The 26,782-nt window shown below is 40.6% G+C and carries 23 protein-coding genes, 3 pseudogenes and 1 CRISPR repeat array (1 of these 27 cut by a window edge); of the genes and pseudogenes, 7 read left to right on the forward strand and 19 right to left on the reverse strand.

The window, feature by feature from the left end:
• Window positions 1-23: 23 nt before the first annotated feature.
• The 6 genes from NSR00_RS04645 to NSR00_RS04670 form a co-directional block, all read right to left on the reverse strand.
• Window positions 24-1,298 (reverse strand): TRAP transporter large permease, encoded by a 1,275-nt coding sequence (locus tag NSR00_RS04645; protein ID WP_340787302.1) that lies wholly within the window; start codon window positions 1,296-1,298, stop codon window positions 24-26.
• Between the two features lie 3 nt (window positions 1,299-1,301).
• Window positions 1,302-1,787 (reverse strand): TRAP transporter small permease, encoded by a 486-nt coding sequence (locus NSR00_RS04650; protein ID WP_340787305.1) that lies wholly within the window; start codon window positions 1,785-1,787, stop codon window positions 1,302-1,304.
• Window positions 1,788-1,868: 81 nt separating this feature from the next.
• Window positions 1,869-2,918, reverse strand: a complete 1,050-nt coding sequence (locus NSR00_RS04655) for a TRAP transporter substrate-binding protein (RefSeq protein ID WP_340787306.1) — start codon at window positions 2,916-2,918, stop codon at window positions 1,869-1,871.
• Between the two features lie 246 nt (window positions 2,919-3,164).
• Window positions 3,165-4,346: an IS701 family transposase gene (locus tag NSR00_RS04660; RefSeq protein ID WP_340787309.1), complete on the reverse strand. Its 1,182-nt coding sequence runs from the start codon at window positions 4,344-4,346 to the stop codon at window positions 3,165-3,167.
• A 151-nt stretch (window positions 4,347-4,497) separates the two neighbouring features.
• Window positions 4,498-5,616 (reverse strand): iron-containing alcohol dehydrogenase, encoded by a 1,119-nt coding sequence (locus tag NSR00_RS04665; protein ID WP_340787311.1) that lies wholly within the window; start codon window positions 5,614-5,616, stop codon window positions 4,498-4,500.
• Between the two features lie 52 nt (window positions 5,617-5,668).
• The gene (locus NSR00_RS04670; RefSeq protein WP_340787313.1) at window positions 5,669-7,060 is read right to left on the reverse strand and encodes an aldehyde dehydrogenase family protein; all 1,392 of its coding nucleotides are present in this window, start codon (window positions 7,058-7,060) and stop codon (window positions 5,669-5,671) included.
• 341 nt (window positions 7,061-7,401) lie between these two features.
• On the opposite strand from NSR00_RS04670, the gene NSR00_RS04675 reads away from it, so the two are divergent.
• The 3 genes and pseudogenes from NSR00_RS04675 to NSR00_RS04685 all read left to right on the forward strand — a co-directional run bounded on the left by NSR00_RS04675 (window position 7,402) and on the right by NSR00_RS04685 (window position 10,144).
• Window positions 7,402-7,959 carry a DUF6431 domain-containing protein gene (locus NSR00_RS04675; RefSeq protein WP_042412494.1) on the forward strand — a complete coding sequence of 186 codons (558 nt, stop codon included), beginning with the start codon at window positions 7,402-7,404 and terminating at the stop codon, window positions 7,957-7,959.
• A gap of 140 nt (window positions 7,960-8,099) precedes the next feature.
• Window positions 8,100-9,351: pseudogene (locus NSR00_RS04680) on the forward strand (IS481 family transposase).
• Entirely contained in the window at window positions 9,344-10,144 is an 801-nt protein-coding gene (locus tag NSR00_RS04685) for an ExeA family protein (RefSeq protein WP_340787332.1), read from the forward strand. Before NSR00_RS04680 ends, NSR00_RS04685 begins: the two are co-directional and overlap by 8 nt.
• 144 nt (window positions 10,145-10,288) lie before the next feature.
• Here the strand turns inward: NSR00_RS04685 and NSR00_RS04690 are convergent, their stop codons facing one another.
• The 4 genes and pseudogenes from NSR00_RS04690 to NSR00_RS04705 form a co-directional block, all read right to left on the reverse strand.
• Window positions 10,289-10,495, reverse strand: a complete 207-nt coding sequence (locus NSR00_RS04690) for an ATP-binding cassette domain-containing protein (RefSeq protein WP_340787334.1) — start codon at window positions 10,493-10,495, stop codon at window positions 10,289-10,291.
• A complete protein-coding gene (gene cbiQ, locus NSR00_RS04695) occupies window positions 10,492-11,280 on the reverse strand; it encodes a cobalt ECF transporter T component CbiQ (RefSeq protein WP_340787336.1) in 789 nt (262 codons plus the stop codon). Before cbiQ ends, NSR00_RS04690 begins: the two co-directional genes overlap by 4 nt.
• Window positions 11,264-11,572 carry an energy-coupling factor ABC transporter substrate-binding protein gene (locus NSR00_RS04700; RefSeq protein WP_340787338.1) on the reverse strand — a complete coding sequence of 103 codons (309 nt, stop codon included), beginning with the start codon at window positions 11,570-11,572 and terminating at the stop codon, window positions 11,264-11,266. The genes cbiQ and NSR00_RS04700 overlap by 17 nt, the downstream gene beginning before the upstream one ends.
• Window positions 11,573-11,574: 2 nt before the next feature.
• Window positions 11,575-12,024 (reverse strand): annotated as a pseudogene (locus NSR00_RS04705) (energy-coupling factor ABC transporter permease); the annotation flags it as partial.
• A 48-nt stretch (window positions 12,025-12,072) separates the two neighbouring features.
• Between NSR00_RS04705 and NSR00_RS04710 the strand changes: the two are divergent.
• Window positions 12,073-12,252 (forward strand): annotated as a pseudogene (locus tag NSR00_RS04710) (energy-coupling factor ABC transporter permease); the annotation flags it as partial.
• A gap of 161 nt (window positions 12,253-12,413) precedes the next feature.
• Here NSR00_RS04710 and NSR00_RS04715 read toward each other — a convergent pair.
• The 4 genes from NSR00_RS04715 to NSR00_RS04730 all read right to left on the reverse strand — a co-directional run bounded on the left by NSR00_RS04715 (window position 12,414) and on the right by NSR00_RS04730 (window position 16,572).
• Window positions 12,414-13,259, reverse strand: a complete 846-nt coding sequence (locus NSR00_RS04715; protein ID WP_311066149.1) for a hypothetical protein — start codon at window positions 13,257-13,259, stop codon at window positions 12,414-12,416.
• Between the two features lie 308 nt (window positions 13,260-13,567).
• On the reverse strand, window positions 13,568-14,767 hold the full coding sequence (locus NSR00_RS04720) for a CaiB/BaiF CoA transferase family protein (RefSeq protein WP_339192867.1): 1,200 nt from the start codon (window positions 14,765-14,767) through the stop codon (window positions 13,568-13,570).
• 1 nt (window position 14,768) lies between these two features.
• The gene (locus NSR00_RS04725; protein WP_339192869.1) at window positions 14,769-15,566 is read right to left on the reverse strand and encodes an enoyl-CoA hydratase/isomerase family protein; all 798 of its coding nucleotides are present in this window, start codon (window positions 15,564-15,566) and stop codon (window positions 14,769-14,771) included.
• A gap of 340 nt (window positions 15,567-15,906) precedes the next feature.
• The gene (locus tag NSR00_RS04730) at window positions 15,907-16,572 is read right to left on the reverse strand and encodes a GntR family transcriptional regulator (protein ID WP_339192870.1); all 666 of its coding nucleotides are present in this window, start codon (window positions 16,570-16,572) and stop codon (window positions 15,907-15,909) included.
• Between the two features lie 742 nt (window positions 16,573-17,314).
• On the opposite strand from NSR00_RS04730, the gene NSR00_RS04735 reads away from it, so the two are divergent.
• Entirely contained in the window at window positions 17,315-18,598 is a 1,284-nt protein-coding gene (locus NSR00_RS04735; protein ID WP_340787346.1) for an SLC13 family permease, read from the forward strand.
• Between the two features lie 258 nt (window positions 18,599-18,856).
• Here NSR00_RS04735 and NSR00_RS04740 read toward each other — a convergent pair whose 3' ends face one another.
• Both NSR00_RS04740 and NSR00_RS04745 read right to left on the reverse strand, forming a co-directional pair.
• Window positions 18,857-19,870 carry a FecCD family ABC transporter permease gene (locus tag NSR00_RS04740; protein WP_327848727.1) on the reverse strand — a complete coding sequence of 338 codons (1,014 nt, stop codon included), beginning with the start codon at window positions 19,868-19,870 and terminating at the stop codon, window positions 18,857-18,859.
• 1 nt (window position 19,871) lies between these two features.
• Entirely contained in the window at window positions 19,872-20,915 is a 1,044-nt protein-coding gene (locus tag NSR00_RS04745) for a FecCD family ABC transporter permease (protein ID WP_311066153.1), read from the reverse strand.
• A gap of 127 nt (window positions 20,916-21,042) precedes the next feature.
• Between NSR00_RS04745 and NSR00_RS04750 the strand changes: the two genes are divergently transcribed.
• A complete protein-coding gene (locus NSR00_RS04750) occupies window positions 21,043-22,020 on the forward strand; it encodes an ABC transporter substrate-binding protein (RefSeq protein WP_340787351.1) in 978 nt (325 codons plus the stop codon).
• Between the two features lie 1,115 nt (window positions 22,021-23,135).
• Here the strand turns inward: NSR00_RS04750 and NSR00_RS04755 are convergent.
• Window positions 23,136-23,339, reverse strand: coding sequence for a Fur-regulated basic protein FbpA (locus NSR00_RS04755; protein WP_094245891.1), 204 nt, complete (start codon window positions 23,337-23,339; stop codon window positions 23,136-23,138).
• 1,135 nt (window positions 23,340-24,474) lie between these two features.
• Here NSR00_RS04755 and NSR00_RS04760 point away from each other — a divergent pair.
• Window positions 24,475-24,672, forward strand: coding sequence for a hypothetical protein (locus NSR00_RS04760; protein WP_082829623.1), 198 nt, complete (start codon window positions 24,475-24,477; stop codon window positions 24,670-24,672).
• A gap of 893 nt (window positions 24,673-25,565) precedes the next feature.
• Here NSR00_RS04760 and NSR00_RS04765 read toward each other — a convergent pair.
• Window positions 25,566-25,841 carry a 2TM domain-containing protein gene (locus NSR00_RS04765; protein ID WP_066251567.1) on the reverse strand — a complete coding sequence of 92 codons (276 nt, stop codon included), beginning with the start codon at window positions 25,839-25,841 and terminating at the stop codon, window positions 25,566-25,568.
• 377 nt (window positions 25,842-26,218) lie between these two features.
• Window positions 26,219-26,443, reverse strand: a complete 225-nt coding sequence (locus NSR00_RS18040; protein ID WP_445659554.1) for a hypothetical protein — start codon at window positions 26,441-26,443, stop codon at window positions 26,219-26,221.
• A 269-nt stretch (window positions 26,444-26,712) separates the two neighbouring features.
• Window positions 26,713-26,782: direct repeats of the CRISPR family, unit length 30 nt (it continues 752 nt past the right edge of the window).

The following is a 26,782-nucleotide window of genomic DNA, read 5'->3' on the forward strand; positions in this document are numbered from 1 at the left end:
TTTTGTTTATCTATTAACTTCCTCTATTTCAATAGTTGTAAAAGACCGATTGATAAGTGCGGAATATACGTAATGATTAGCAACGTGATTAACAACGTAACATAATAAGGGAGTATCCCTACCGTAATTTGATCCAGTCTGATTTTGGCCAATTGAGCTGAAATGAACAAATTAACCCCAACCGGAGGCGTGCACATCCCCAAGGCCAAATTCACGATCATAATAATCCCGAAGTGAACAGGATCAATTCCTAGTTGCACAGCTACCGGAACTAATAAAGGAGCCAGAATAATAATAGACGCATTGGTTTCCATAAACATTCCAACAATTAACAGAAAGATATTAACTACTAACAAGAAAATAAGAGGATTATCTGAAATACCAGTGATAAATTGTGTAACCAGTTGCGAAATGTTCTCACTAGTAATGATCCAGCCAAACAATCCAGCACTAGAAATTATAAACATAATGGTCGCCGTGGTAATTCCAGATTGAATAAATATTTTGATCAGTTGTTTCAATTTAATCTCTTTATAGATTATTACTCCGACTATAAAAGCATATCCAATTGCAATACTAGCCGCTTCAGTAGGGGTAAAAAAGCCACCATATATACCTCCAAGGATAATAACAGGCATTAATAAAGCCCAGAAAGCTTCTTTAAAAGCTATAAATATTTCAGACAATGATTTTCTCGGTTCAGGTTTATAATCACGTCTTTTTGCAATAATATAGACAGTTAAGATCAATGAAAATCCGATTAAGATTCCCGGCACAATACCGGACATAAACATATCCCCGATTGAAACAGAGACAGTAACTCCATACAATACCATTGGAATACTAGGGGGAATAATGATCCCAAGCTCTCCTGCAACCGCCTGTGTTCCAGCTGCAAAATTGGGAGGATACCCTCGATTGATCATGGCCGGTATCAACAAACTTCCCAGCGCTGCCGTCGTTGCTGCACTTGAACCTGAAATAGCGGAGAAAAACATTGCCGCTATAATAGTTACAATTGCTAGACCTCCTGGCAAATGACCAGTTAATGCATTGGCAAGGTTTATCAATCTTTTAGATATTCCTCCGTATTCCATAAGGGTTCCGGCAAGGATAAAGAACGGTATAGCCATTAAAGGGAAAGAGTCTATCGAAGTAAACAATCGTTGTACTAGCACGATAATCGGCGTTCCACCATCCCACCAAAGTGCAATTGCCGAAGCCAATCCCAATGATACGGCAATCGGAACACTTATTGCGATAAAAATTAGGAAGAAAATCATTAATACGGCAAACATAGTTCATCCTCCTTTCCCGCGGGAAGTCAATTCATCAATAATTAAAGCAAACGCATTAAGGGCCAACAAAAAACCACCGATCGGAATTGAAGCGTAAGGAATGGCCATTGATAATCCCATTCCTGGTGAGGCTTGTTCTTTTACCTGGTCTAGAATTTGTATTCCCCAATACAGCATAATCATATAGAACCCAATCGATAAAAGCAGGACAATCACCGAGATGAATTTTCGTTTATTATCGGTGAACATTTGTGGAAGCAATTCTATGGAGATCATTTTTTTCTGTCTTACTGCAATACTTGAGCCCAAAAAAACAATATAGATCATGAGATAACGAGTAAGTTCTTCTGTCCAATAAAGAGAAAAGTTAAAAAAAGAGCGGTTAAAAACTTGAATAATGACCATAACTGACATAATACCCATCATTATTGCAAGTATGTAGCCGACAATTTTGTTTACTAAGTCGGCGAATTTAATTACCCGTTGCATCATTCTACTCCTTTCCAACTATTTGTTGGGAAAGATAGGGAAATCTATTGACTTCCCTATCTTTCACCACACTTTATTAAATTAGTTTATATTTTGGATTTGATCGATGAGATCTCCAAATTCACCTCTATATTTCTCCCAAACCGGTTTTACGGATTCTATAAATGCTTCAGAATCAACCTCGTTAACTTCCATGCCTTCATCTTTCAATTTTTGTAAATATTCTTCTTCTTTCTCGCTTACGATTTGCCGTTGGTAGTCCCTCGCTTCTTCTGCTGCTTTTTTAACTACTTCTTGCATTTCTGGGGAAAGCTTATTCCACGTAATCTCAGATATCAACAACTGAGCGGGTCCATAAAAGTGACCAGATAGGGATAAGTATTTTTGTGCTTCATAAAATTTACTGGTATAAATCAAAGCGAGCGGATTCTCCTGGCCATCAACCGTTTTTTGTTGAAGAGCTGTAAATAACTCTCCAAATGCCATGGTGTTAACATTAGCATTCCAGTTATTGAATGTGTCAACATACGTAGGATTTTCAGGCACCCTTATTTTAATGCCTTCAAGATCATCTGGCGTATAGATCGGTCTTATATTGTTGGTAATATGTCGGAATCCATTTTCCCAATAGGCCAGCAGTCTCAAATTTTTTTCAGGAAGACCGGAAGCTAGTTGATCACCGATTTCTCCGTCTAGTACTTTATAAGCGTGTTCTTTATCTCGGAATATATACGGTAAGTCAAGAATTTTCATCGCTGGTTCGAAATTAGCAATCGTTCCAGGAGCAATGGCCAAATCGATTGTACCCAGCTGTAATCCTTCAGTTAAGTCTCGCTCGCTGCCCAGTTGGGCACTATGATAAATTTCAACACTAATCGGTTCAGGAGCATTGCTTTCCACTATTTCTTTAAACTTTTCTGCTCCAAGCTGGTATGGATGATCTGGTGCCAATACGTGTCCAAATTTCAACACCAACGGTTGTTCTGACGATTTTCCTGAGCTTCCATCCGTTTGAGAATCGGGCGTCGACGCCGAATCCCCACTAGACTCTACCGGTGCGGAGCTAGATCCTCCCCCGCATGCTGATAAAATCACTATCAAACTAGCAAGGATTAACAACAATCTTTTCACTCTTTTAACCCTCCTCAATTATTTACCTGTCCTCTCTGACACCCAAACTCATAGTGGTAATCTTAGATTTTCTTGTTTTTCTAAAAATTGAACAGAAGGCATTTCACAGACCAATCCTTAAATTCGGTAATAAATATGTTAAGACAATTTATTTACTAAAAAGTGTTAATTATTTAATTATTAACTGTAGTTGAGCAATTTTAATTACAATAATTACCATACCAAAAGAGACAAACAGGGTACCCCTTATGCCACATGGAGCTGTTTTTTGACAACATCAATGGGAATATCTTGCTTCGCTGCATGGTAAATGAACTCGACAAGACTATGCCCTTTCTTCGTTCGGAGAAGATCAAGCCCAGTAGGGAAATCCCGGTTGGACTCGACCATACTGTACACATAAGCGAGTTGCACCAAGATCCAATACCGTTTCACCGCCCGACGCCCGCGAACGCGGTACCCATCGAGCTTCAGCTGGTCTTTCGCTTGTCGAAAAAAGCATTCGATCGACCAACGTTGGGCATAGTAGCGCAAGATCTCTTCATCGCTTAGCTCCCGGTCGGTGCTCAAGACGCAGTGAAGATGTTCGGGTGTCATCGGCTGATCGGCTTTCCAAGCCAACAACACAACGGCATCATCGAGACCTTTCAGCGATCCCTCGTAGCGATACACGCGATAACGCTCTTCTCCCACCGTGACGAGATGGGTGTCGTTCGGTTCGATATAGCGGGCAAACTGTTTGGCTTGGATGGCGATGCCTTTCGGATAGAGAATCCGGTTCGTTTTGAGCATCGCGATGACGTGAAATCCTTTTTTCAGACAGGCTTCCACGAGCGCTTGCGATGGATACCACGAATCCATCAGCACATAAACGGGACGGCGTACATCCAAAGAAGAAAGCATCTCGATCGCGAGTTCCCCCTTGCTTTTCCCAGCCGCCTTGTCGTAGAGGCGGAACGCAAAGGGAAAAGCCTGGGTCATCGTATGAACCATGAGCCAAACAAGAGAATGTCCCCAGATCGACTTTTTCTCTGTGTGAGAATAGTGCCAATCACACCCTTGAATGGCGTGCGTGGCCCGTGACGAAGGCTTTGTTTTTTGGCAAATCGTATCATCGATCGAAACAAAAAGGGGTTGATTTTTCTGTTTGGCGATCCGTTCGACACGATGAAGCATCCATTGCTGGAGTTTGCGAAGCAATGTCTCTTCCTCCCACGGGCTTTTCGTGAAAAAATGGCTGAGTGTCGTTCGATGGTTCGGATGAAAACTCCCATGATGTAAATCGGTTAGTGTTCCCGAAAAGCCCTTGGTGATCATGGCATCCACGATATGAACAAGATGCTTCATAACAGGTTTCGAGAAATAAAGCGCCAATCCTAACATCGTGAAAAACTTGTGAATTCCTTGATGATGTGCTAGTCTATTCATGAGACATGAACCTCCTTGTTTGAATGGTTTTTTGGCACATCTATTCTAACCAAGGAATCGGGTTCATGTCTTCTTTTTTGTTTGGTTGTAAATTTATGTTAGCGGATTTGCTCATCTACAGTTATTAATTCTAACTGCTTAAGAACAATTTTTAATATACGCTACGATAAATTGAAATTAGATCGTCACGGGACAACTCGACATAATTATTGACTAAAAGCCGCTGCTGAGTTTCAATGACTTTGTCAACATAATGCTCAATATTTTCTGCTTTAACACCATACTCCCTCAATCTTTTTCTTGGGATTAAATGATTGATGATTTCTTCAAGGGCTTGGAATGAACCTAACAAATCCGTATCGATTTCTAAAGCTTCATTAATAATGCGGCTAAGTTCCAACAGTTTCCCTTCCGGTGCCAGTTCCGCATATTTTTTAAATACACCCATGAAAAATCTAACATTAGATTCCCCATGGGGAACATTATGCACACTTCCAAAATGCATCGATAGAGCGTGTACCGCGCCACAAGTAGTATTCGAAAGGGCAATACCGGCAAAAGTTGCTGCTCTTAAAAATTCCCTTATATATTTGAACCTTTCTTCCAATCCGTTTTTAACCAACTTTCTATAGTTTGAAAGGATAATTTTGATGGCTTCTTTACAAAAAACATCATTATAGGGATTACCGGTCCTGGCTACAAAAATCTCCATGGCATGGATTAAGGCGTCAGCTGAGCTGTAAGTAAACACGTTCTCCGGAATGCTGTCCAACAGTTCCTCAATCAATACGGCAGAATCAGCAAAATTAGCATCAATTCGTTTGCCAATCTTAGTTTTCTTTTTCGTAATATCTACAACAGAGACACAAGTGACCTCGCTTCCCGTTCCGCATGTTGTAGGAATAAGGATAAGTTCTTTATCCCGCACCAGCGGAATCTTAGATTCGAAGATTTCCTCTGTACTCGAAGCATCTTTTATACAAAGCAATTTAGTTATATCAAGAATTGTACCTCCACCAATGCCAATAATTCTTTTGATTTCTTGCCCACGAATGTCTTTTAAAATCTTATCGATGACAAGATCGCTAGGCTCCCCGAGACCATAATCATCGAGAAAGATAAACCGACACTGCACCTTATCCTTTATATATCTTTCATAGAACAATTTTTCTGTGAAAATCACGTCTTCCGGAGAAATATTAAATCTTTCTGCAAATTCATGGAATTTTTCAAACTCATAAATACTCGGTACCAATTGAAAATGATACAAAATGCTCTCCTCCCAACCATAGAAGCTACATAATTTAATTTAATAAAGATCATTATGAATGGTAAAGTGCTACATTTTGTATTAGATCGCCATATATTTCCTCTTCAGTTGCTTCTTCCCTGTCAATTGGTTCCGCTACCCAAGTTATGTTCATATAATGTTTTTGCGTGATGTTTTCTGATACTATATTTCCTCCCCAGGTGCCGCAGCCCAGTGAGAACGTATTGGCTAAACCATTAAACCACGCACCACTGTTTGCAACACCATGTGGTTGTCTTACAATCACTCTTGCAGTTTTGGTATGAAGAGCCAATTTCATAATGTGGTCCTCATTAAATGAATGAATACCACATGAATGGCCGCTTCCAGAATACTCTGTTATTCGGTTTACTTTTTCTATGGCTTCATCAAAATCATGATACTTGTACAGAGTTAGTACTACCGACATCTTTTCCCCAGAAAAAGGATAATCCTTACCGATTCCCGTCTCCTCTACCATAAGAAATTCCGTCCCGGCTGGGATGGTTATCTGTGCGGCCTTAGCGATCCTTTCTGCAGATTTGGCCACGATTTCCCTGGATAGTTGACCGTTTACCCACATCGTTCTTTTCAGTTTTTCTTTCTCTTCCGCATTGAGGAGGTATCCCCCTTCTTTTTGCAGCAAAGAGACCATTTCATCATAAACGCTATCTTTGATAACCAATGAATTTTCAGCTGAACATCCTGAAGCATAATCACTTAATTTACCAATTTTTATTTTCTTTGCTGCATCTACTAAATCGGCGGTTTCATCTATAACCACCACAGCATTTCCCGTCCCTACCCCATAAGCAGGTTTTCCTGAGCTGTAAGCAGCCTTAACCATATCCGAACTACCTGTTGCCATTGTCAAATCGCATTGGCTCATGAGTTGTTGAGAGATTTCCTTTGAAGGATTTTCCACACAGATAAACAAATCTTGTGGCGCACCATTTTTTTTGAGAATTTCTCTCATAATATCGACTACGCGCTTCGTAGTTAGCTTACTTCTCGGATGTGGAGCGAAAATGATCGCATTTCTTGCCCTTAAGCTTAATATGCCCTTAAAAACGGGAGTGGCTTCAGGATTAGTGCTTGGTATTAAAGCGGCAATTACACCCACTGGCTTGGCAATTTTTTTAATCCCCTTTTCTTTATCATGCTCAATAACCCCAACTGTTTTGACTGATTTAATTTGATAAAATATCGCCGGAATTTTCTTGGTAAGTTTTCTCGCCTTCGATTCCTCGTTTCCCATATCCGTTTCTCTAACAGCCAATTCTGCAATTTCCCTTGCCAATTTATCCCTTGATAAAGAATATACAATTGCTGCGGCTAATTCATCCAGTCTTCTTTGCGAATAGGTTTCAACAATCTTTTGGGCAGCTCTTGCCCTATCTACCAGCAGTTTTACTGATGTTTCCATTTCGATCCCTACTCCTCACTATTTTTTTCTTTCATTTAAGAATAAAAAGTCCAAATCTAATTAAATTTTTTTCCCTTGATTTCTCCCCTCCCTCTATAATATCCATTAAATTTGTATACGCTTTCTATTATTGAATCCAAAATTAATTTTATATACAAAAATAGGCGCTGTCAAGAATTTTCTGTAAATTGTAAATTATCACTTTATTTCGGAACAAAAGAGCCATTTTTTTGCACATTCCTTCAGAAATCCCTCTCCCCTTTTCTGAAAGAATGTGCTAAATTTTTTGTGAATTATTTCGGAAGAGAAAATCCATCGGTTCATAGGAGGGGGAGGAGGACGTGATTCAATTTCATGACTTTGGCATTGACGTCCAAACGTATGCAGAGCGTGGAAAAGAAAACGACTTCCCTCTTCTGAAAAAGTGTCCGCATTGCCGGGCCAAGCGCCCGTTGCACCGCCACGGTTACTATGAGCGAAACGCATTGACCCCACATGGTGATTATCGCATTTGGATTGTCCGGTATCGCTGTCGGGAATGCTTGAAGACGGTGAGTGTGCTGCCTTCCTTTCTCCTCCCGTATTTTCAGTATACGTTGTCCGCCATATGGCAAGTCGTGAAAGAGCAGTTGGGATTGACCGAGGGGACGAACCGGGCTCCGTTTCTCCCGACAAAGGACGGCATCATCTTTTATGTCCGACGGTTCTGCCGAAACCTATCAAGCCTTCACAGCTTTTTTGCGAGGCGGTGGAGGATCATAGGCCCTATCGTGAAAAAAGAAAAGGAACGGGCTTCCTGGTGGATCCGGACGTTGGAGAAACACGGTCTCTATTCGGTCATCAGAGACATGTGGGAGGACGGATTCCGACACCCTTTTGCGAATCAAATGGGATCCTGATTTTACATACATATCCTAAATTGGAAATAGTTGAGGTTCCCACAAACCTTTCCTATCGACGGAGAAAAAGCGATCCGGTACGATAAGGGCAGACGGACCGGAACGGTCCTGATTCCAAGTGAGACAAGGAGGAGATTCGAATGGATGAGTCGATGAGACACGACATTGCCCTGTTTCGGTACGGGCTAATCGCTCCGTTGGTGAATGGGCAGGTGGAACCGAAGACGTATCTGAAAGAGGTGAGCGAGCGAGTGCACCATGTTCCCCACCAGGGCGACAAACGAATCGCAGCCAAGACGATCCTCGATTGGTGCACCCGATACAAAAAAGGGGGCTTTGACGCCTTAAAGCCGAAGCGCCGTTCGGACCGCGGCCACTCAAGGCGTCTGTCGCCCGATGATGAGGATCATATTTTAGCCCTAAGAAAAGAACATCCCACCATGCCCGTGACGGTGTTCTACGAACACCTGATCGAGCAGGGGGAAATCCCAGAAAATCATACCTCTTACTTTACTATATACCGATTGTTGAAAAAACACACTTGTCGGGAAAGAAATCTTGCCCATGCCGGAGCGAAAGCGCTTTGCGTATGACCAGATCAATGAGCTTTGGCAAGGGGACTTATCCCATGGACCAACGATTCGAGTCAATGGGAAAGCCCAGAAAACGTTTTTGATCGCCTATATCGATGACTGCTCGCGGTTTGTGCCGTACGCGCAGTTTTTCCCTTCGGAGAAGTTTGACGGGCTGCGGATCGTCACGAAGGAAGCGGTGCTTCGTTGCGGGAAGCCGAAGCGCATTTACTCGGACAACGGGAAAATTTATCGATCCGAGGTGCTGCAGTATGCGTGCGCCGAGATGGGAATTACGCTCATCCACACCCAGCCGTATGACCCGCAAAGCAAAGGGAAAATCGAACGGTTCTTCCGCACCGTACAGACGCGGTTTTATCCGCTGCTGGAGTTGGATCCCCCGAAGTCGCTCGAAGAGCTGAACGAGCGCTTTTGGAGGTGGCTTGAAGAGGAGTATCATCGAAAACCGCACGCCTCGCTGGACGGAAAAACGCCGCATGAGGTGTTTCAATCGCAAGTGCATCTCGTGTCGTTCATCGAAGATAGCGATTGGCTGGATGCGATTTTTCTGAAGCGGGAGCACCGCAAGGTCAAAGCCGATGGAACGATCACCTTGAACAAGCAGCTGTATGAAGTGCCGCCCCGGTTCATTGGGCAATCGATTGAACTCCGCTATGACGAACGGGGCGTCTATGTGTACGAAGATGGAAGGAAGGTGGCGGAGGCCGTTCGGGTTCGTTTGGAGGACAACGCCTATGTAAAACGCCATCGGTCCCCGTTTGCGGCGATTCCGGCGAAGGAGGGAGAACACGGTGTATAAATCGTTTTACTCCCTTTCGCGGGAGCCGTTTGCGAAAGAAACAGACCCGTCCGAGGCGTATCAAGGGGCGTCGTTTCAGGAAGCGTTGCGGGCGATGGAGTACGTGAAACGAACCCGGGGGATCGGGCTGTTGATCGGAGAGCCGGGGGCGGGCAAGACGTTCGCCCTTCGGGCGCTGAAAGAATCATTGAATCCATCATTGTATCATGTCGTCTACTTTCCGTTATCCACCGGAGGCGTGATGGATTTTTACCGTGGTTTGGCCTTGGGATTAGGAGAGGAACCGAAGTACCGCAAGGTAGACCTCTTCCGCCAAATCCAGCAGGCGATCGAGCGATTGTATCATGAACGGCGGATCACGCCGGTGTTCATTTTGGACGAGATGCATTTAGCGAAGGATGCATTTTTACAGGACATCGCGATCTTGTTCAACTTTGAGATGGATTCGACCAACCCATTTGTCTTGATTTTGGCCGGGCTGCCCCATTTACAGGGGAAGCTGCGGCTCAATCAGCACCGCCCTCTCGACCAGCGGATCATCATGCGATACCGGATGGGGCCGCTGGAGAAGGAAGAGGTGGCGGGCTACATCAAGCATCGGATGAAACAGGCCGGGGCGAAGCACCCGATCTTCACCCCATCGGCGTTAGAGGCGATTGCCCTGCAGTCGCGGGGATGGCCTCGGGTGATCAACACGTTAGCCACGACGTGCCTGTTATACGGGTATCAGCTGAAAAAGGACGCCATTGACGAAGAAGTGGTGCGCATGGCCGCAGAGGAAATGGGGTATTAGCACGAAAGGGGCCGAATCGGCCTCTTTTGTGCTTTCTCTTTTCCATCGGTCCATCAGGCGCGCTGGAAATCTTCATCTGAAAGAGCGTGCAAACGTTCCGAAAGAATGTGCAAAATCCGGAACAATCCGCAAAAATTTTGCACATTATTTCCGAATCCGCCTGAAATAATTTGAAAAAGGGATTCTGAAATAATGTGCTAGTTTACATGTAGATTTCCCAGCACCGTTATTTCCTAATAAGGCTATTTTCTTTCCTTGCTTAATTGTAAGAGTGACGTTTCTCAAAGCAATGGTACCATCAGCATAACAATGAGATAATTGATCGATATTAAAAAGAATTGGCTGCATCATAAGATTCCTCCAAACTGTACATAAATGATCATCATTCCTGCAAAAATGATTGCGATGGTGAACCAATTGACAGAGGAGTAGCGATACGATTGATCAAAGAACAAAATCTCATCTTCATATCCTCTGGAGTTCATAGCAATTGTTAATTGTTTCGTCCGTTCAAATACTTTTAAAAATAGGACAGAAATCAATAGTCCAAGCGACTTCATGCCTTGTCTAATGGTTATATACCCAAGCCGGGAAGACTGCGATTGATATATTGTTACTGATTCTTCCAAGAATACAAAAATGAATCGATACGTTAACGTAATCAACTCAATAAATAATGGAGGTAACTTTAGCTTCCGCAATACTTGGAGAATGGCTGTCAATGGTGTTGTTAAAATCAAAAAGTATAAACAGCTCACACTGCTCAGTACCATAAAAACAAGATTTACCGATCGATTGAGACTTTCTTTGCTTATGAAAATTTGCCAGTCACCTATATGCGCGGACCAAATAACATCCGAGTTGAAAGTTTGGCCATCGGTGAAAGAGATGAGGATCGTGACGATTCCTGAAAATAGAAAAAACATTGGTATTGCAAGCAGCTTCATATAATATGACAGAGGAATCCTTGCGACAACAACAATAAAAGTACTCATTACTATAAAAGCGATGAGTGACACCAAAGGGGCTTTGGCGATTAAAATAAACAAAAGCAAGCAAAGAGAAAGTGTGATTTTTTCCACTGGATGAACATTACGCAGCCCGTTGAAATACGCATATTTATCGATCAGCAGCATAAGGCACCTTCTCGTCTTTTTCACCAGCCTGTTTATTTTTTCCTCTCATCAGGCCAATAAAATATCCTATAAACCCAGCCCCGATTGCCGCTTGCAAAGCGAATAACAAGCTTTCAATTTCCCCGCTTGGAGGCTCCCAAAGAGCTTGAAACCATGGTTTATATTCAGGCGCAATTTTACTGATTTCTTCTTCCGCTTGTCCATCTGCCCCGCCGAACTCTGCATTTTGATGGATCAAAAGCGGGAACACACTGAGCACCACCACAATTAAAAGCAGTATGAAATTCTTCATTTTTAACGGCCCTCCTTAGGTAAAACATGCAACAGCTTCAGTGCTTGTAGATTATATTTTGTTAACACATTCATAATAATGACTGTTAACAGTCCTTCACTGATTGCCAAAGGAATTTGCGTAAAAGCAAAAATAGTAGAGAATTTAGCAAAAGAAGCCATCATACCGCCAACCTCGGAAGGAAAAGCGATAGCTAATTGAAAGGATGTCATCACATATGTGCCCAAATCACCTAAAGTAGCAGCTAAGAAGACGGCAATAGAAAATGAAAAACCTGCTTTGGAAGCTCCTTTATAAACTAGATAAGAAATGATGGGTCCAACAACAGCCATCGAAAAGGCATTAGCTCCTAAAGTTGTGATCCCCCCATGAGCAAGCAATAATGATTGGAAAAAGAGAACAATAAATCCAACAACACTCATCGCTGTTGGGCCGAAAAGGAAGCTCCCAATCATTTCTATTCGTTTTTATCCCGGAACAGGCCATCGCCATGCATATTCATGCATATTATGGAAGGTTTTCTGCCGATTGAATGGGCTTTATTTTGGTGGGGGGTTACTTTACCTTCTTTAATTATAGGCTTACTTTCTATTAAAAAGAAGCTTCAGGAGCATCCTGAATTCAAAATGATGCTAGGTTTATCTGGAGCATTTGCATTTGTGCTGTCAGCATTAAAAATATAATACTTGCTCTATATGAATTTATTTTTTCAATATGCCTTTTACTGTATAATCCGTTCTTTTACATTTGCCATTTTTATAATAATGACTGACTTTTTGATCATATGGCACCCCTTTGCTCAGCTACGATTACCTAATTTTGCATAACTTATCAGCCCAAATCATATGCGCGCAGTCCGGATCATTGATGCAGGATAAGAGTGTTCCATCGACAATTTACTGATATGAATAGTAATGCTATTTAACTCTATATTTAAAAACTTTAAAAAATCTTCAGCAACTTTTTGTTGAATCTTTTCTGCGATGACGGGTAATGCTTCATCCAATGGATAAAACATGGTGAGGGTGATTTTTATATTCGGCAGCTCGTTTAATGCAATATCTATCCGATGGCATTTTTTCACTGCTTCTACCGAAGTGCAGGCATGGGAAATGATTTGTTTTAAAACGTGTTCAGAAATGTGGATGGTTCCTTGATGAAACCGTGGTCTGATAATCGTTGTTTCACCAATCTCTTCTTTTTGGGTAGAAAAAATTTTCTTTCCCTTCATAATGATCTTCTTTAAAATATTTTGTTCGACTTGTACATATGGAATCGGAATAATATGTTTCCCCTCTGTTTTTCTCACATATAATGCCATGTTGATTTCCTTTGACGATCTAATTTCTTCAATTTTGTAATATTTGGTGATTTTTCCTAATTGCAATGTTTCCGCAATTTGATCAACCATTTTTGTAGACGTACCAATAATAAGAAGCGAATGAATATCAAGTGCTTTAATAGCATTTTGGACTTCTTTTCGGTGATCCTCATAAAAAAAGACAGCCCGTTTAATAGCGGTTATATAGTTCTTTTCATATTTCGCTGAACTCCCTGCAGCTTTTCGCCCTTTATAAATTAACAATCCATCATCAATCATAGCCGGTATGTTTTTACTATGTGCAAAAGAAAGTGCGCTGGTGCTTTTTCCCGTGCCGCTGCGGCCAACAAGAGCGAATACGCGCATTGGGTGAATACCCCTTTCTTAAAAATCTTTCAACCTGAAGGAAAATGCCCGTAAAACTTAAAGGCGGACCGGATCCGGCAAATCGGAAACTCTATTCTGTCTATTTACAGGAAAATTCAGTTCGTATGACAGCAAATGTTTGTTTCGGGACTCCGATTGTTATGTGGGATATTAATATTCATGAATTTCAAAAAAATAGGCTTTGGATCGAGCATCATACACAATAAAACAGAGGAAGTTTTTTTACTTGAAAAAACTAGCAAATTATTAAAATATTTTTAGTCGATTGTCGACTTAATTTTATCGAATTACACACATTTTTGTTGAGGGATAATAATCCCCTCTTTTATAAATGTTTCTATCTCTTCTTCACTGTAGCCCATTTGCTTTAGAACGGTTTCACTATGCTCCCCCTGAGCTGGAGGGACCGTTTTGATCCTGCCCGGTGTGCGCGATAATTTTACAGGTACACCAAGCATTTTTAAGATGCCGAGGGAAGGATGCTCCATTTCAACGACCATTTCCCTTTCCTTGATATGGGCATCATTTAAAATGTCCGAAAGCTTATTAACAGGTCCGCATGGAATTTTCGCTGATTCCAATATGTCAACCCATTCGTCTCTCGCTTTTCTTTTAAATATTTCTTCAAGTATGGAAATCAGTTCATCTCTATTTTGAACCCGGTCCGGATTCGTTTTAAATTTCTGGTCTCTAAGAGCTTCCACATCCAATACGTCAACCAACGAATTCCAAAGGCTGTCATTTCCTACTGCAAGAATAAAGTGGCCGTCCGAAGCTTCAAAAACCTGGTAAGGCACAATATTCGGATGAGCTCCTCCCAGCGGCTTTGGATCATTGTTTGTCGCAAAATAATTGCCGGCAAGGTACGTTTGCCAAGAAACCATCGTGTCGAGCAAGGAGACATCGATCCATTGTCCTTGACCTGAACGCTCTCTTTCCCAAAGTGCTGACAGTATGCCGATTGTGGCCCACATGCCTGCGCCGATGTCTGCCAAAGAATATCCAGCTTTAACTGGTGTACCGCCTGGTTCGCCTGTAACGGACATTAACCCGCCCATTCCTTGAGCCAGGACATCATAACCAGGCTTTTTTGAATACGGTCCTGTTTGACCGAAGCCGGAAATCGAAGCAAGAATAACTCTGCGGTTATGCTGCTTTAAGATGTCATAATCAATTCCGAGCTTTTTTAATGTGCCGGGTCGAAAGTTTTCAACAACAACATCCGCTTCTTCTACCATTTTCAGTAAAATTTCTTTTCCTTTTGGATCTTTTAAATTTAAAACAACACTTTTCTTATTGCGGTTGACACTTAGAAAGTACGCGCTTTCATTTTTAATGAACGGAGGACCCCATTGCCTTGTATCATCCCCTTGCGGACTTTCTATTTTTATCACCTCGGCGCCTAAATCAGCTAATGTCATTGTGCAAAAAGGGCCGCTCAATATTCTTGTTAAGTCAATAATTTTAATTCCTGCAAGTGGCAGCATGTCAACCTCTCCCTTTAAAATTCGGTTTTCTTTTTTCTACAAAGGAACGAACACCTTCAGGAAAATCATTTGCGTCAATACTGGACGCCGTACCTGTATCCCACGGAAATGAAAGTGCCGGTTTATTGTAGGCGACAGATCTTTTAACAGCAAGAAGAGACGCCGGTGACTGCTCCATAACTTTTTTCGCCAAACGTAATGTAAAATGATCCACATCCTCATCATCCGGAACCATGTAATTAACTAATCCCAATTGACAGCATTCTGAAGCATCAAGCAGTCGACCTGTATAAACTAAATCCATCGTCCGGCTCCCTCCGATCAGATCTGCAATCCGTTTTACAAACATTTGGTTTAACGTTATTCCCAGCCGTCCGACTGGGATTCCCATTTTAGCTTTAGAGGTCCCAACCCGAAGATCACACGCTAAAGATAGAACAAATCCTGCACCTAATGCCGGACCATTTATAGCGGCAATGGTTGGCAACGGAAGTTTTTCAAACGCCGAAATGGCTTGTTCCATTAAGCGGAAAGCTTCGTGCGCTTCGTTAATCGACATTTGGTTAAATTCTTTCAAATCAGAACCTGAACAAAATTGATCCTTGCTTCCGCGCAGGATCACCACTCGTGTTTTCGGGTTTTCAGGAATCAGCCTTCCGATTTCCGCCAGCTCCCTCCACATCCCCGATGTTATAGCATTTTTTAGGTGTGGACGTTGGATCGTTACAATGGCAAGCCCGGCACTTTCCTGAAGTATAATTTTCCCATCCGCCTCGACCTGACTAATCGTTACCCTCATTAAAAATCACCTATCTCTTGTCTTCATATTTTTTAACAACACCATCAGAATTCAAAAAAAGCTCTTCCTAGAAAATGGACGACTGTCGACAATCATCTTGTTACAACCATGATATCCCCTCATGTTATAAAAGTCAATGAAAATTCTAAAAATTTCAAATTTTTATTTTGCGTTTGCTGAGAAAACCATGTTTTGATTATGACCCAGTCAATAAGCTGAAAAATAAAAAAAGGAGCTTATATGAAAAGGGCTTCACTCCTTCATATGAACTCCCGAAAATCATGTATATGCTGTTCGTTTCAAGACATTTACAGCGCTCGTTGTTTTCCCTTTTTTGCTGCTAGTACGATTGTTTATTTTTCGTTTTGTTTTCGACCCTTTTAATTACGCTATGATTATGATTTTCAAGCAAAACAAGCGCTTCATCGATCAGGTTTTCCTTTAACAAATCTAAAATAATGCGGTGTTCCTTCAAAGACTTTTTTATATGCTCCTCTTCAAGAAACGATATTCTTTGAAGTACAAGCAAAGGACGTCCTAATCTCCAATACATTTCTTTAATAATTTCGCTTTTGCTCATTTCAATGATGAGCATATGAAACTCTTGGTTCAGATTGGCATACTGTTTTTCGTCATCAACCTCTGACATCTTTTGTACCAATTGCCCCATTTTCTTAAGAATTTCTTCATTTACCCCGCGGACTTTAATTCTTTTCATCGCAAGGCTTTCCAATACGATTCTCATTTCAAGAAGATCATAAACTTCATCTTCCGTATAGCCTTTCACTACAGCGCCTTTTCTAGGAATTCGCTCTATTAACCCTTCATTTTCCAGCAAATAGAGCGACTCTCGAATAGGCGCCCTGCTCGTTCCAAACTCTTCTGCGTAAGTGGATTCAATAATTTTTTCTCCGGGCTTCAGCTCCCCCGCCATAATTTGGTTTGTTATTTTTTCCGCTATTTTGTGGGACAACGAATGATTGTAAAATAATTGATTATTTTTCATTCCCGCTCTTCCTCTCTATAATGTCGACTGTCTATTTTTTATAATCCTATTATAACTTGTTTATAAATACAAATCGAAAAATTCTGTAAAGTCGGCATTGTATTGGAAGATTTTCCGCAAATCTTTCGTTTGCTGCACTGCTCTAATTTATTCGAAATTTATAGAAGTTCTCCTTCCTCCATATATAAAAATTAATGTGATCCCTTTCATTATAAATGACTTCATAAATAAGAATATTCAAATTTTTATTACGAATATTTCATCGCTTCGTACATCCTGTCGACAATTGACAAAGATGCATATTTTTCATTTTGCTTTCGTAAACATTTTTGTAAATGAATGAATAGCTGCAAATAATCTGTGATGAATGAAAAACGGAGAAAAGGAGGGAATGTGCGAAAAACACTTTATCTTATGAATGCTGTTCTCTCTTTATTTTGCCCTTGGACCGCCTTCTAACAAATAGGATAAGCAGCCGATTTCCTTGTGAAGTCGCCGAAATGTTCAGTATGTCATTCAAAATAAAAAGCATACATTTCAATTATTTTTTCGAGAGGTGCGATTTATGATTTGAAATTATATTTTTCAGAATATTCAAATAAAAAGTCACCTTTATTCTAGCCATTCATATTCTTATAATGCATTGTCGATCGTCGATTTAGTAAGCTGGGGTTTTTAGAAAGCGGTTTCAAATTTTTAGGATTTTCTATTTTCATTCCAAAGCTTAGGAGGAAAAATCAATATGAGTATTGAGCTCATTGGAATTATTGTGCTTCTGTTGATGTTTATTGTAGGTTCAGTTTTGCCAATTAACCTCGGTGTTTTAGGGTTCGTCGCTGCTTTTATCGTCGGAGTTGTATTCAGCGGATTAAATATTGACGACATTTACAGCGGTTTTCCGGCTGAATTGTTCGTCACTCTTGCTGGAGTGACTTATCTGTTTTCAATTGTTGAGAAAAACGGGACAGTTGATTTGATTACCGGATGGGGTCTTCGCCTAGTCAGAGGTAATCTAGGTCTCGTGCCATGGATAATGTTTTTGCTTTGCGCTATTTTAACTAGCGTCGGCACTTTGGGACCTGCTGCTATTGCGATCCTAGCGCCGATTGCGCTGCGTTTTGCCGCACGATACAACATTAATCCTCTCTTGATGGGGTTATTGTTAGTGATTGGTTCCACAGCGGGATCCTTCTCACTGCTTAATCCTTATGGAGTGATTGTTAACGGCGTTATGCAGGCAAGAGATCTTCCTCATTCACCGGGGTTGCTTTTCATAAACGCTTTTATCTTCAGTGTATTTGTTTCTGTGATTGTGTTCATCGTTTTGGGAGGACTTCGGCTGCTGAAAAAACGAACTGCTGCCGAAGAAGATGCAGCGTCTAGAGCTGAAGGGTCCTCCGCAAATGAGAACAATAAATCACAAGAAAATGGATTAACTTTTTACAGAGGCATCACACTTTTAGGGATCATCACACTCGTCGTCCTCGCTCTTATGTTCGATATCGATATTGGCTTTGCAGCGCTTGGAGTAGGATTAGTGCTAGCATTAATTGCTCCAAAGCAGCAAAAGGGCGTTCTATCACGGATGCCTTGGTCTGTGATTCTCTTAATAACTGGTATTGTCACATACGTAGGCGTTTTAGAAACAATTGGAACGATCGATTACATGACTGAATTAATCGCAAAAGTAGGAAATCCGGTAATCGCAGCCCTTGCGTCGTCATACGTAGGAGGCATCGTTTCAGCTTTTGCCTCGACAACAGGGATTCTGGCAGCTATCATCCCGCTGGCAGCGCCCATTTTACAGGACCCGACCATTTCTTCCGTCGGTGTCGTTTCAGCCATTGCCGTTTCTTCAAGCATCGTCGATTTAAGCCCCTTCTCCACTAACGGTGCATTGCTGCTCGCAAACGTTCAAGGGGTAAAAGAGAATGTATTTTTCAAACAGCTTTTACTTTCTGCTGCAGTAGTCGTAGCGCTTGGACCGGGGCTCGCCTGGCTTGTTTTTGTATTAATTGCGGGATAGCATGGCAACGATCATCCTTTCGCCGGCAGAAAACAGTTTTTATAACGAACAAGCGCAGCTTCAAGCTGCAATAATGAAAAAGACGTTGATCACTTGATCTTTTGGATAAAACAAACACCTCCATTCATCGAATTTATTTGATGTATTCGACACTGGAGGTGTTTGTCCCTTCCCTCATTTAACCGGGCCGCTTTTAGACAAATTCGTATAGTTTTTTTTGAGACGAAGCGGTGTAATGAAATCTTGCTGTATATAGCGTCAAATTGATTTTATTAGCAAATATATAAAATAAGGCGCCCCCAAAATGGAAACAACGATCCCGACAGGCAGCTCTGAAGGAGCCATGATAACCCGTCCTAATGTATCTGCAGCCAAAAGAATGAAGCTTCCTAAAGCAGCAGTCAGGGGCAAGCATTTCGAATGCTTTGGCCCGACTAGTTGCCTTGTAATATGAGGGGCAAGCAAGCCAAGGAACGTTATCCCTCCGCCAACCGCTACACAAACTCCTGCCAGTGTAACGGCAATGATTAATAAAATCTTGCGTTCTCTTGCAACGTTTATTCCTACCCCTGTTGCTGTTGAATCACCTAAAAGCAATATATCGAGAACCTTTGATTTATAAATCGCGATCGGAATAAGGATCAATAACCATGGTAACAGCGCCCACACATAGTTCCAGTTCGCACCCCAGATGGCTCCCGACAGCCAAGTAAGTGCTCTTGTAAAATCATTCGGTTCCATTTTCATTTGGAAGATGAGGATGCCGGCATTGAATGCCCCATTCATCCCTATTCCCATTAATAAAAGTCTTATCGGTGTAATATGTCCATTTTTTCGAGATAAAAAATAGATTAAGACGGCAGTAAGAAAAGCGCCTGCTAAAGCCGTTATGGGCAAAACATACACGGAAGCCCAGCCGTTCAAAAAGGAAGCTCCTTGGAAAAAGAACATATATAATACAACGGCAAACCCTGCTCCTGAATTAATCCCCAATATTCCCGGATCCGCTAACGGATTTTGCGTAACCCCTTGGAGGATAGCCCCTGAAAGGGAGATTCCCATCCCTACGAGCAATGCCATGAATATTCTAGGCAAACGGAATTGGAATATGGTCAATTCATTTTGATCTGTTCCATTTCCTAATAAGGCGGCAATGACCTCATGAAGAGGTATTTGTATATAGCCGGCATTAATGCTTATGATTGCGGTTATAATGATGAAAAAAATAGTTGAAAAAAACAATGTTTTGAAGTTTATTAATCTTTTTGACATGTTACACCCTCCCCTCTTTACGGGCTAAATAGAGGAAGAAGGGAACCCCTACAACGGCAGTTATCGCTCCAACAGGAGTTTCAAACGGAGCATTCACCATGCGTCCGACAATATCAGCCGCAATTAATAAAATCCCGCCTAAAACGGCAGAACAAGGAATAATCCAACGGTAATCCGTTCCGACTAAAAACCGTGTAATATGAGGAACGATGAGTCCGACAAAGCCAATCACTCCAGCAATTGAAACAGCTGCCCCTGTTAAAAGCAGCACCGTGACCGCTCCTAAAAATTTTACCACATTTGTATTTTGCCCGAGACTTTTGGCAGCTTCTTCGCCCAAGTTAAGGACGGTAATAGAGCGCGACAGTAAGATGGCCAGCAAAAGACCGGAAATGACGAACGGCAAAAGAAAATGGACTTGGGTTGGTTGGACAGCTGAAACTCCTCCCGCAAAAAAATAGCTGATATCCTTTGCAATATTAAATTTAATTCCGATCGCAGTCGATAAGGAGGTTAGGAGTGATGTAATCGCTGACCCGGCCAAAGCCAGCTTCACAGGCGTCATCCCTCCGCGGGAAAGGGAGCTAATGCCGAACACAAGACAAGCGCCAAGACCTGAACCTATAAAAGAAAAGATTGATAGACCGAAATAAGAGATTCCCGGTAAAAATGCCAGCGCAATGGCAATGAGAAAGGACGATCCTGCCGTTACACCCATAATAGAAGGAGAGGCTAATGGATTCCTAGTCATTCCTTGCATAATAGCACCGGAAACAGCCAAGGCAGAACCGACGAGAATGGCTGCGACTGCACGGGGCAAACGCAATTCCCTGACAATGACATGAGCTTGATTGTCCTCTTCAAAGGCAAAAAACGCACCAAGAACATCCCGATAACTCAAATCCGCAGCACCAAAACGAATCGATATGACAACTGACAGAAATAGGCCAATGATGCCTATGAAAAGAACGATAAGAGCAATCCATCTATTTTTGCTTTTATGTAAAGATTCTGAAGTGGTTTTCGTATGTATCGTTGAATCCATAAACCATTTTTCCTCCAAATGATAAAAATTAAGATTGACAAAGTGGCAGAGATATATTTTAATTGAAAATGGTTATCATTATTGCTTCTCAAAAATTTATTTTATCATATGAGTTGGAGGTTTAGAAATGGTATTTCAGAAAAAGTTATTTTCTCTAATAGGAGCTGCGCTATTAGCTCTATCACTAACCGCTTGCGGCGGACAAGGAACCGACTCCTCTTCCGGATCGGATCAAGCTTCAAATGAGAATGAAAAGTCAGCAGAAACAAGAACATTAACAGATGGAATGGGAAATAAAGTGGAAGTTCCTGCTAATCCAAAAAGAATTATTGCCAGCTATCTTGAAGATCATCTTGTTGCCCTTGGCGTAAAACCTGTCGCACAATGGAGTGTAAACGACGGGAAAACCGTACAAGATTATCTGCAAGATGAGCTGAAAGGAATTCCAACCATTCCTCATGATCTTCCGTTTGAAGCAGTTCAAAAAATGAATCCGGACTTAATTATAATGGACTCCGCTAGCATGGTAGAAGGCGGAAAATATGAACAATATAATCAAATCGCCCCTACTTTTGTTATTGGTGAAGAAGATAACAGCGATTGGCGCAAAGAATTGAAGCTTATTGGCGAAGTATTAGGAAAGGAAAAAGAAGCGGAAAAAGCTCTAGAAGAATATGACGCCAAAGTAGCCGAAGCGAAAGAGACAATTAAAGAAAAAGTAGGAAATCCTTCTGTCGCAGCAGTCTGGTTAGTAGGCGGACAATTCTTTATCGTAAATGAAAAACTTTCAAGCGGTGCCGTCATGTACGGAGACTTAGGATTAAAAGTGCCAAAAGTTGTAAAAGAAATTTCAGCAAACTCAGCAGATAACTGGAGCTCTATCTCTTTAGAGAAATTAGTAGAATTGGATGCTGACTATTTGTTCTTAATTAATAGTGACGGTTCCAATGCAGCACCTTTAAGTGATGCTATATGGAAAAGCATTCCGGCTGTAAAAGCAGGCAACGTTTTTGAATTTTCACCTGAAAAAAGCTGGTTGTACACAGGCTCTATTGCTAATTCGCAAATCATCGATGATATTCTAGATTCCTTAGTACAAAAATAATGAAAAAGGGTATCCATCACGGATGCCTTTTTTTTGTTGGAAATTTCAACTAAGCGTTTTTTTCCGTTACGCCTTTCCGTAATGGCGAGCTGTCACAAACTTCAATGTTGTCAGAATTTAAACGTCTAATTCATATAAACAGCAGGCCATACAGCTGCTAGAAGATCAAATGAACTTTGTTTTTTGTTTTGCTATTTTCGGTCAAAACCGGAGTAGATAGATCACATCTCAGTGTGCTGATCTGAAAACGAAGCAAAAACCGAACTTGATTGATCAAAAGTTTATCCTTTTCTCAATGTCTGGCCAATGAAGCCAAAACTGTAAGGTTGAAATTCATGGTTTTTGCCGGAAAATTCCCCCTATTTTTTATGTAATGGTTGACACTTCATGACATTAGTCGTTGAAAGTTCTTGTTTGTTATTTTCTATCTAATAACGCGAGTTTGCGATTTTTTAATGTTCATTTTCAAACTCAAGCTGATCTGCATTTGTTTCAGGCTGCCGATGATGAAAACGGCTTCCCCTCTCAGTTTTACAAAATCTTTAAACTGTTTGAGGACGCCATTTTGTGCTTTGCAATAGCCTTTGAAGCCTTATTCCCCCCTTCTGCATAACCGAGCTCCATATGTACATTTTTTCTATTTTTCCTATGGCACAATCGGCATCTATATATGTTAAAAATTTAAAGGCGGATTTAGCGAAAATGAAGAACGCTGTTTCAATCGGCATCTATAATCCTTACACTAAAATGAAAAGCTAAGAGGCTCTTAAATCAAGATTTCCTCCTATCTCGAATCAAGAGCCTCAAATAATTCAGCTGGTAGTTTATTAAATCATACTAATACTATCTATATAGTAGTATTTAAAGGTGCAAAAGCAGATAGAAATTTTTACTAAAAGCTATTGCGTAAAATTTCGTTTTCGATAAATCCTCATTCAAAATTTTTGGAATTTTCCATAGCGTTTTGATTTGCAAATCACTAGCAGAATAATTGAGAAGGGTTGAAGGCCTTTTGGAAAATTCAGTTCACTTACCCATGCTTTGAGGAGAATTCACTGTCCTTCCCTTTCCAATGTACGGGTTTAAAAGAATCATGCGTATTTTTTTGATGAAAATTATAATTTTTTGCTCGTCCAACGAATCAACCCTGTTTCACTATGCGGATGGGAATCCCTTTGGTTTTTTTTATATTCATATTCTAATTCTGATAACGTTAATTTGCAAAGCTGCTCCTCATTCTTAAATGCATTTAAGACAATCAGTTTGTTGATCAATTTTTTTCTTCTGATTTCTACAGCCTGACGAAGAAGGTTACTCATGTGATCCTCTCCTTATCATAAAATTTTTACGTTTTTTTAAATGGTTATCCGATTTCGCTGCACCAGCTTTCTTAGTGCAAGTCTGATCTTGTTAAGACTATTTCATCCTCTGTGCCTTACACGGATCATTTATATTCCTGCTGCGAATTTAAAAACTAAGAGGCTCCCAAATCAAGAAAATCCATCTTGAATGGAGCCTCTAGTGAACCAGTCGGCGTTTTTAATTTTCCAGTAAATTTAACATTATATTAAAACATATTAATCCTACCTGTCAAGTAGAAATTTATGTTTTTATGAATTTAGGCAAAAAAATTCTGCCTCACCGGTCGTTGATTTGTTAATTACAGATTGATTTCAATTATACAGTCCCGATCCACCCCGGGAAACAGTCCTTTTTGAATGTGCAGTAACATGTTAAAATGTGAAGGGTTAAGGGTTGCCATCCTGACGAATGTACGGTAACATGTTAAAACCCTATTTCACAACTTGTATAGGTTGTTTCAGCAGGCTAAAAATAAAGCAGCTTACCGTTTTTCTTAACAGAAGAAATGCTGTTTTAGACGATAGCTTTTCTCTCTAAGCAATTATTTGAAAGAAGTGGAATTCCAATGCTGCTGTTAAAAAGTTGGGAAGTCCCCATAGCAATTTTTTGCATAATATGGCATAAAAGCGTTGGATCTGTGCTTTTGTAGAACAAAGAAATGAGCCGTTCACATTTAGCAATTTGCCGTTTAAATCATAATACCCCGCTCTGATGGAGCTGATAAATCGGTTACACGAAAACTTATAGCCCCTCACTTAATGAGTTTCTCCTGTCCTTAGTAAACATAATAACAGTTCATTTTCTCTTCTGTTGCTGAACTCTTTTTGTTCCAGCAGCTGGCAAATGGATTTGATCCCGATCATTCCAAATTTAGCTTTCTACATAAAGCGGGATATCTGGACGTCTTTTAACGTCAACACATCGAACAAAAATTTTTCTTCAAAATGCGTACTATGAATGCTCTTCCGATACCAAATATTACAATGTTTTACAATTAGATGAATTTTTTATATAACTTGTGATATTTGTCCGTTTCAAAAAGCCCTGCTAATACATTTAATGTATATAGATATTCTAGGAGGTGAGTTTCCAATGTTTGGTCATACTAGACCCATTATCTGTCCGCCTAAACATGTGGTTCGCGACCGTTTTATTCCACGTGTAGTTCCTTATATTCATCCAATTGTAAGGATTAATCGTTTCAATATTGTCAATGTTCCTAGACATATTTATAGACCAATTACAAGAAACGTAATTGTTGATCCAGGATACCCTTCTAAGTGCTGCTAAATGACATTACAATGCGCCCTCTTTTATTAAGGGGGGCGTTGTTTTGTTTAAATTCCCTTAACGCCATAACCTCAAGAGGTTCCATCATTATTTCGCATTTCAAAAGTACACTAATGTTCAGATTTTCATTCGAGACACCATAAGCCGATTCGGATCAAGCAACTATTCCTTTGCAAAATGTCGATGCGTTTATTGTGAACAAAGGATTTTTGTGCCCTCTGGATGTTTCAATGTATACAAAAGGAATTTTTCGTCTTCTGATTCGCCATCCTCCAAGATCAGAAAGCTTTCTTTTTATCAACCCATTCCAACCTGTTTGCCCAACAATATCCATACTTTGAGTTAATCCCCATCAGTTGCAATACATCCATTTATATCCATATGATGAATGAGTCGACACTTTTTTATATTAGTTTACATAATTATTTTATAGGTTACTAAACTTGATTTTGGCTAATTTATCAGCTGCTGTTCGCTTCAACATTGATTCTGCAGCGGTTTCCAATCGATTTTAGCAGCGTTTTGGGCTCTTGCTCTTACCCGTTGCTTGTGCAGTATTTAACAAAGAGCTCCCTCCTTTGAAGTTGAGTTTTGAAGGAAAAGAAAAAGCACCTCCCAAAAGGTGCCTACACTTTTTTTCTAAATGCCCTTCTTTCTGCATATACTGCACATTCCGGACAAACTTTCATACTATTTCCGTTATGGTCTACATAATGATAGTAAGTTTTTGTTTTTCGCTTACACAAAAAGCACCGCTTATGAAATAGACGAAACATAATTCAACTCTCCATACTGTAATGTTTGAAATGCATCTCACAGGGTGCATCTTTTAGATGTTCCATTTTAATACTCTCCACAAAAAACCGTTCGATTCCGAACGCTTTTAAAATGTTCTACCTGTCTTTTTCCATATATTTTTTTATCTTTTTTTCTTCCCATTCTTCCCCGAATATGCCAAATGCAAACGTTGAGGCGCCGTGTACTAAAAGTCCAATCCCCCAGCCAAAAAGCGGATATTGAAACCACCAATTACCGGGATCCGAAATTAAGTTAAAAAGAAAAAGCATAGAATTCACTAAAACATAAGAAATGAAATGCATATAAAAGGCTTTCAAATTTTCCACTCTTTTTTTCGCCCTTAAATATTTTTCATCTTTTTCGACTTTCAACCCCCCCTATATAGCTTAGTTTTTGAACAACCTTGTTGCCACTCATAATGCTGAAAACATTTTGTTCTCCTTCACCGTTTACATTTGGGAATGAGGCACGACAATTTCTAACCTGCTGTTGATTCGGTTTTTCATAAGTCTTGAACCGTAAACGCAACAAATTTGCTTAAGTTTCGGCATTTACCTCTCTTCTTTTACTCCATTCGACAAAGGGGTAATTTTTCCTTCTTTAAACAATAAGGATTAACAAATTTTTTGCAGGAAAAAGGCGAATAAAAGCTTCAAAAAAATATGGGTCACCATTCAATGAAATCGTTTCACAAATGAAATGCACACCACAAAGCTCTCAGCAGGATGGATGAAATGAGCTTTTTCATCTAGAGAAGCCAGAACAAGAAGGTTGGAGCTGAATCGCCATTGGCTAACAAGTACATCCAGTAGCATTCTTTTGAACAATCTTTTTCTGTCAAAGCGGCAACCGTACCGTCATCCAAACCTTTAATTTGCAGCGCATCTTTCACTGGAACAGGGTGTGGCGCCTTAAACAGCTCTTTCATCATTGGAATGGGGGTCATCCGTCTAATCATGAAGGAAATGGCCAATTTTCAAACTTCCCAGCAGGATTTACATCTACATTTATGGGGATCGTGATGCCATGCCTGTATCTAGAAGACAAGGAAACACCTTGATCATATTTCTTAAGCAAATACCTGCATCAATTTTACTGTTTTGAACATCATATCGGCACAATATTTTTATATCTCAAATGTATCTTATGACCGCCTCAAAGTTTTTTATTCCTTATTTTTAACAGCGGGGTCTATAAAGCGAGCAATTGGTAGGCATCAAACGTAAAGGCCTTTAGTTTGGTGTTGCAATTCCTTATAGGTAAGATAAAAACGGTATTCCGCGAAAGACATGAACCGGCCAGCAATGTTTCA

It is taken from the genome of Aeribacillus sp. FSL K6-8394 (assembly GCF_038008865.1).
GTDB lineage: Bacteria > Bacillota > Bacilli > Bacillales > Aeribacillaceae > Aeribacillus > Aeribacillus composti.

Bases quoted from the DNA above. Each gene is read 5' to 3' on its own strand.
- NSR00_RS04650 (WP_340787305.1), bottom strand. From the start codon at position 1,787: ATGCAACGGGTAATTAAATTCGCCGACTTAGTAAACAAAATTGTCGGC.
- NSR00_RS04760 (WP_082829623.1), top strand. From the start codon at position 24,475: ATGTTTGGTCATACTAGACCCATTATCTGTCCGCCTAAACATGTGGTT.
- NSR00_RS04755 (WP_094245891.1), bottom strand. From the start codon at position 23,339: ATGAGTAACCTTCTTCGTCAGGCTGTAGAAATCAGAAGAAAAAAATTG.
- NSR00_RS04670 (WP_340787313.1), bottom strand. From the start codon at position 7,060: ATGGAAACATCAGTAAAACTGCTGGTAGATAGGGCAAGAGCTGCCCAA.
- NSR00_RS04700 (WP_340787338.1), bottom strand. From the start codon at position 11,572: ATGAAGAATTTCATACTGCTTTTAATTGTGGTGGTGCTCAGTGTGTTC.
- NSR00_RS04740 (WP_327848727.1), bottom strand. From the start codon at position 19,870: ATGTCAAAAAGATTAATAAACTTCAAAACATTGTTTTTTTCAACTATT.
- cbiQ (WP_340787336.1), bottom strand. From the start codon at position 11,280: ATGCTGCTGATCGATAAATATGCGTATTTCAACGGGCTGCGTAATGTT.
- NSR00_RS04720 (WP_339192867.1), bottom strand. From the start codon at position 14,767: ATGCTGCCACTTGCAGGAATTAAAATTATTGACTTAACAAGAATATTG.
- NSR00_RS04730 (WP_339192870.1), bottom strand. From the start codon at position 16,572: ATGAAAAATAATCAATTATTTTACAATCATTCGTTGTCCCACAAAATA.
- NSR00_RS04725 (WP_339192869.1), bottom strand. From the start codon at position 15,566: ATGAGGGTAACGATTAGTCAGGTCGAGGCGGATGGGAAAATTATACTT.
- NSR00_RS04735 (WP_340787346.1), top strand. From the start codon at position 17,315: ATGAGTATTGAGCTCATTGGAATTATTGTGCTTCTGTTGATGTTTATT.
- NSR00_RS04750 (WP_340787351.1), top strand. From the start codon at position 21,043: ATGGTATTTCAGAAAAAGTTATTTTCTCTAATAGGAGCTGCGCTATTA.
- NSR00_RS04660 (WP_340787309.1), bottom strand. From the start codon at position 4,346: ATGAATAGACTAGCACATCATCAAGGAATTCACAAGTTTTTCACGATG.
- NSR00_RS04690 (WP_340787334.1), bottom strand. From the start codon at position 10,495: ATGATGCAGCCAATTCTTTTTAATATCGATCAATTATCTCATTGTTAT.
- NSR00_RS04715 (WP_311066149.1), bottom strand. From the start codon at position 13,259: ATGCGCGTATTCGCTCTTGTTGGCCGCAGCGGCACGGGAAAAAGCACC.
- NSR00_RS04645 (WP_340787302.1), bottom strand. From the start codon at position 1,298: ATGTTTGCCGTATTAATGATTTTCTTCCTAATTTTTATCGCAATAAGT.
- NSR00_RS04745 (WP_311066153.1), bottom strand. From the start codon at position 20,915: ATGGATTCAACGATACATACGAAAACCACTTCAGAATCTTTACATAAA.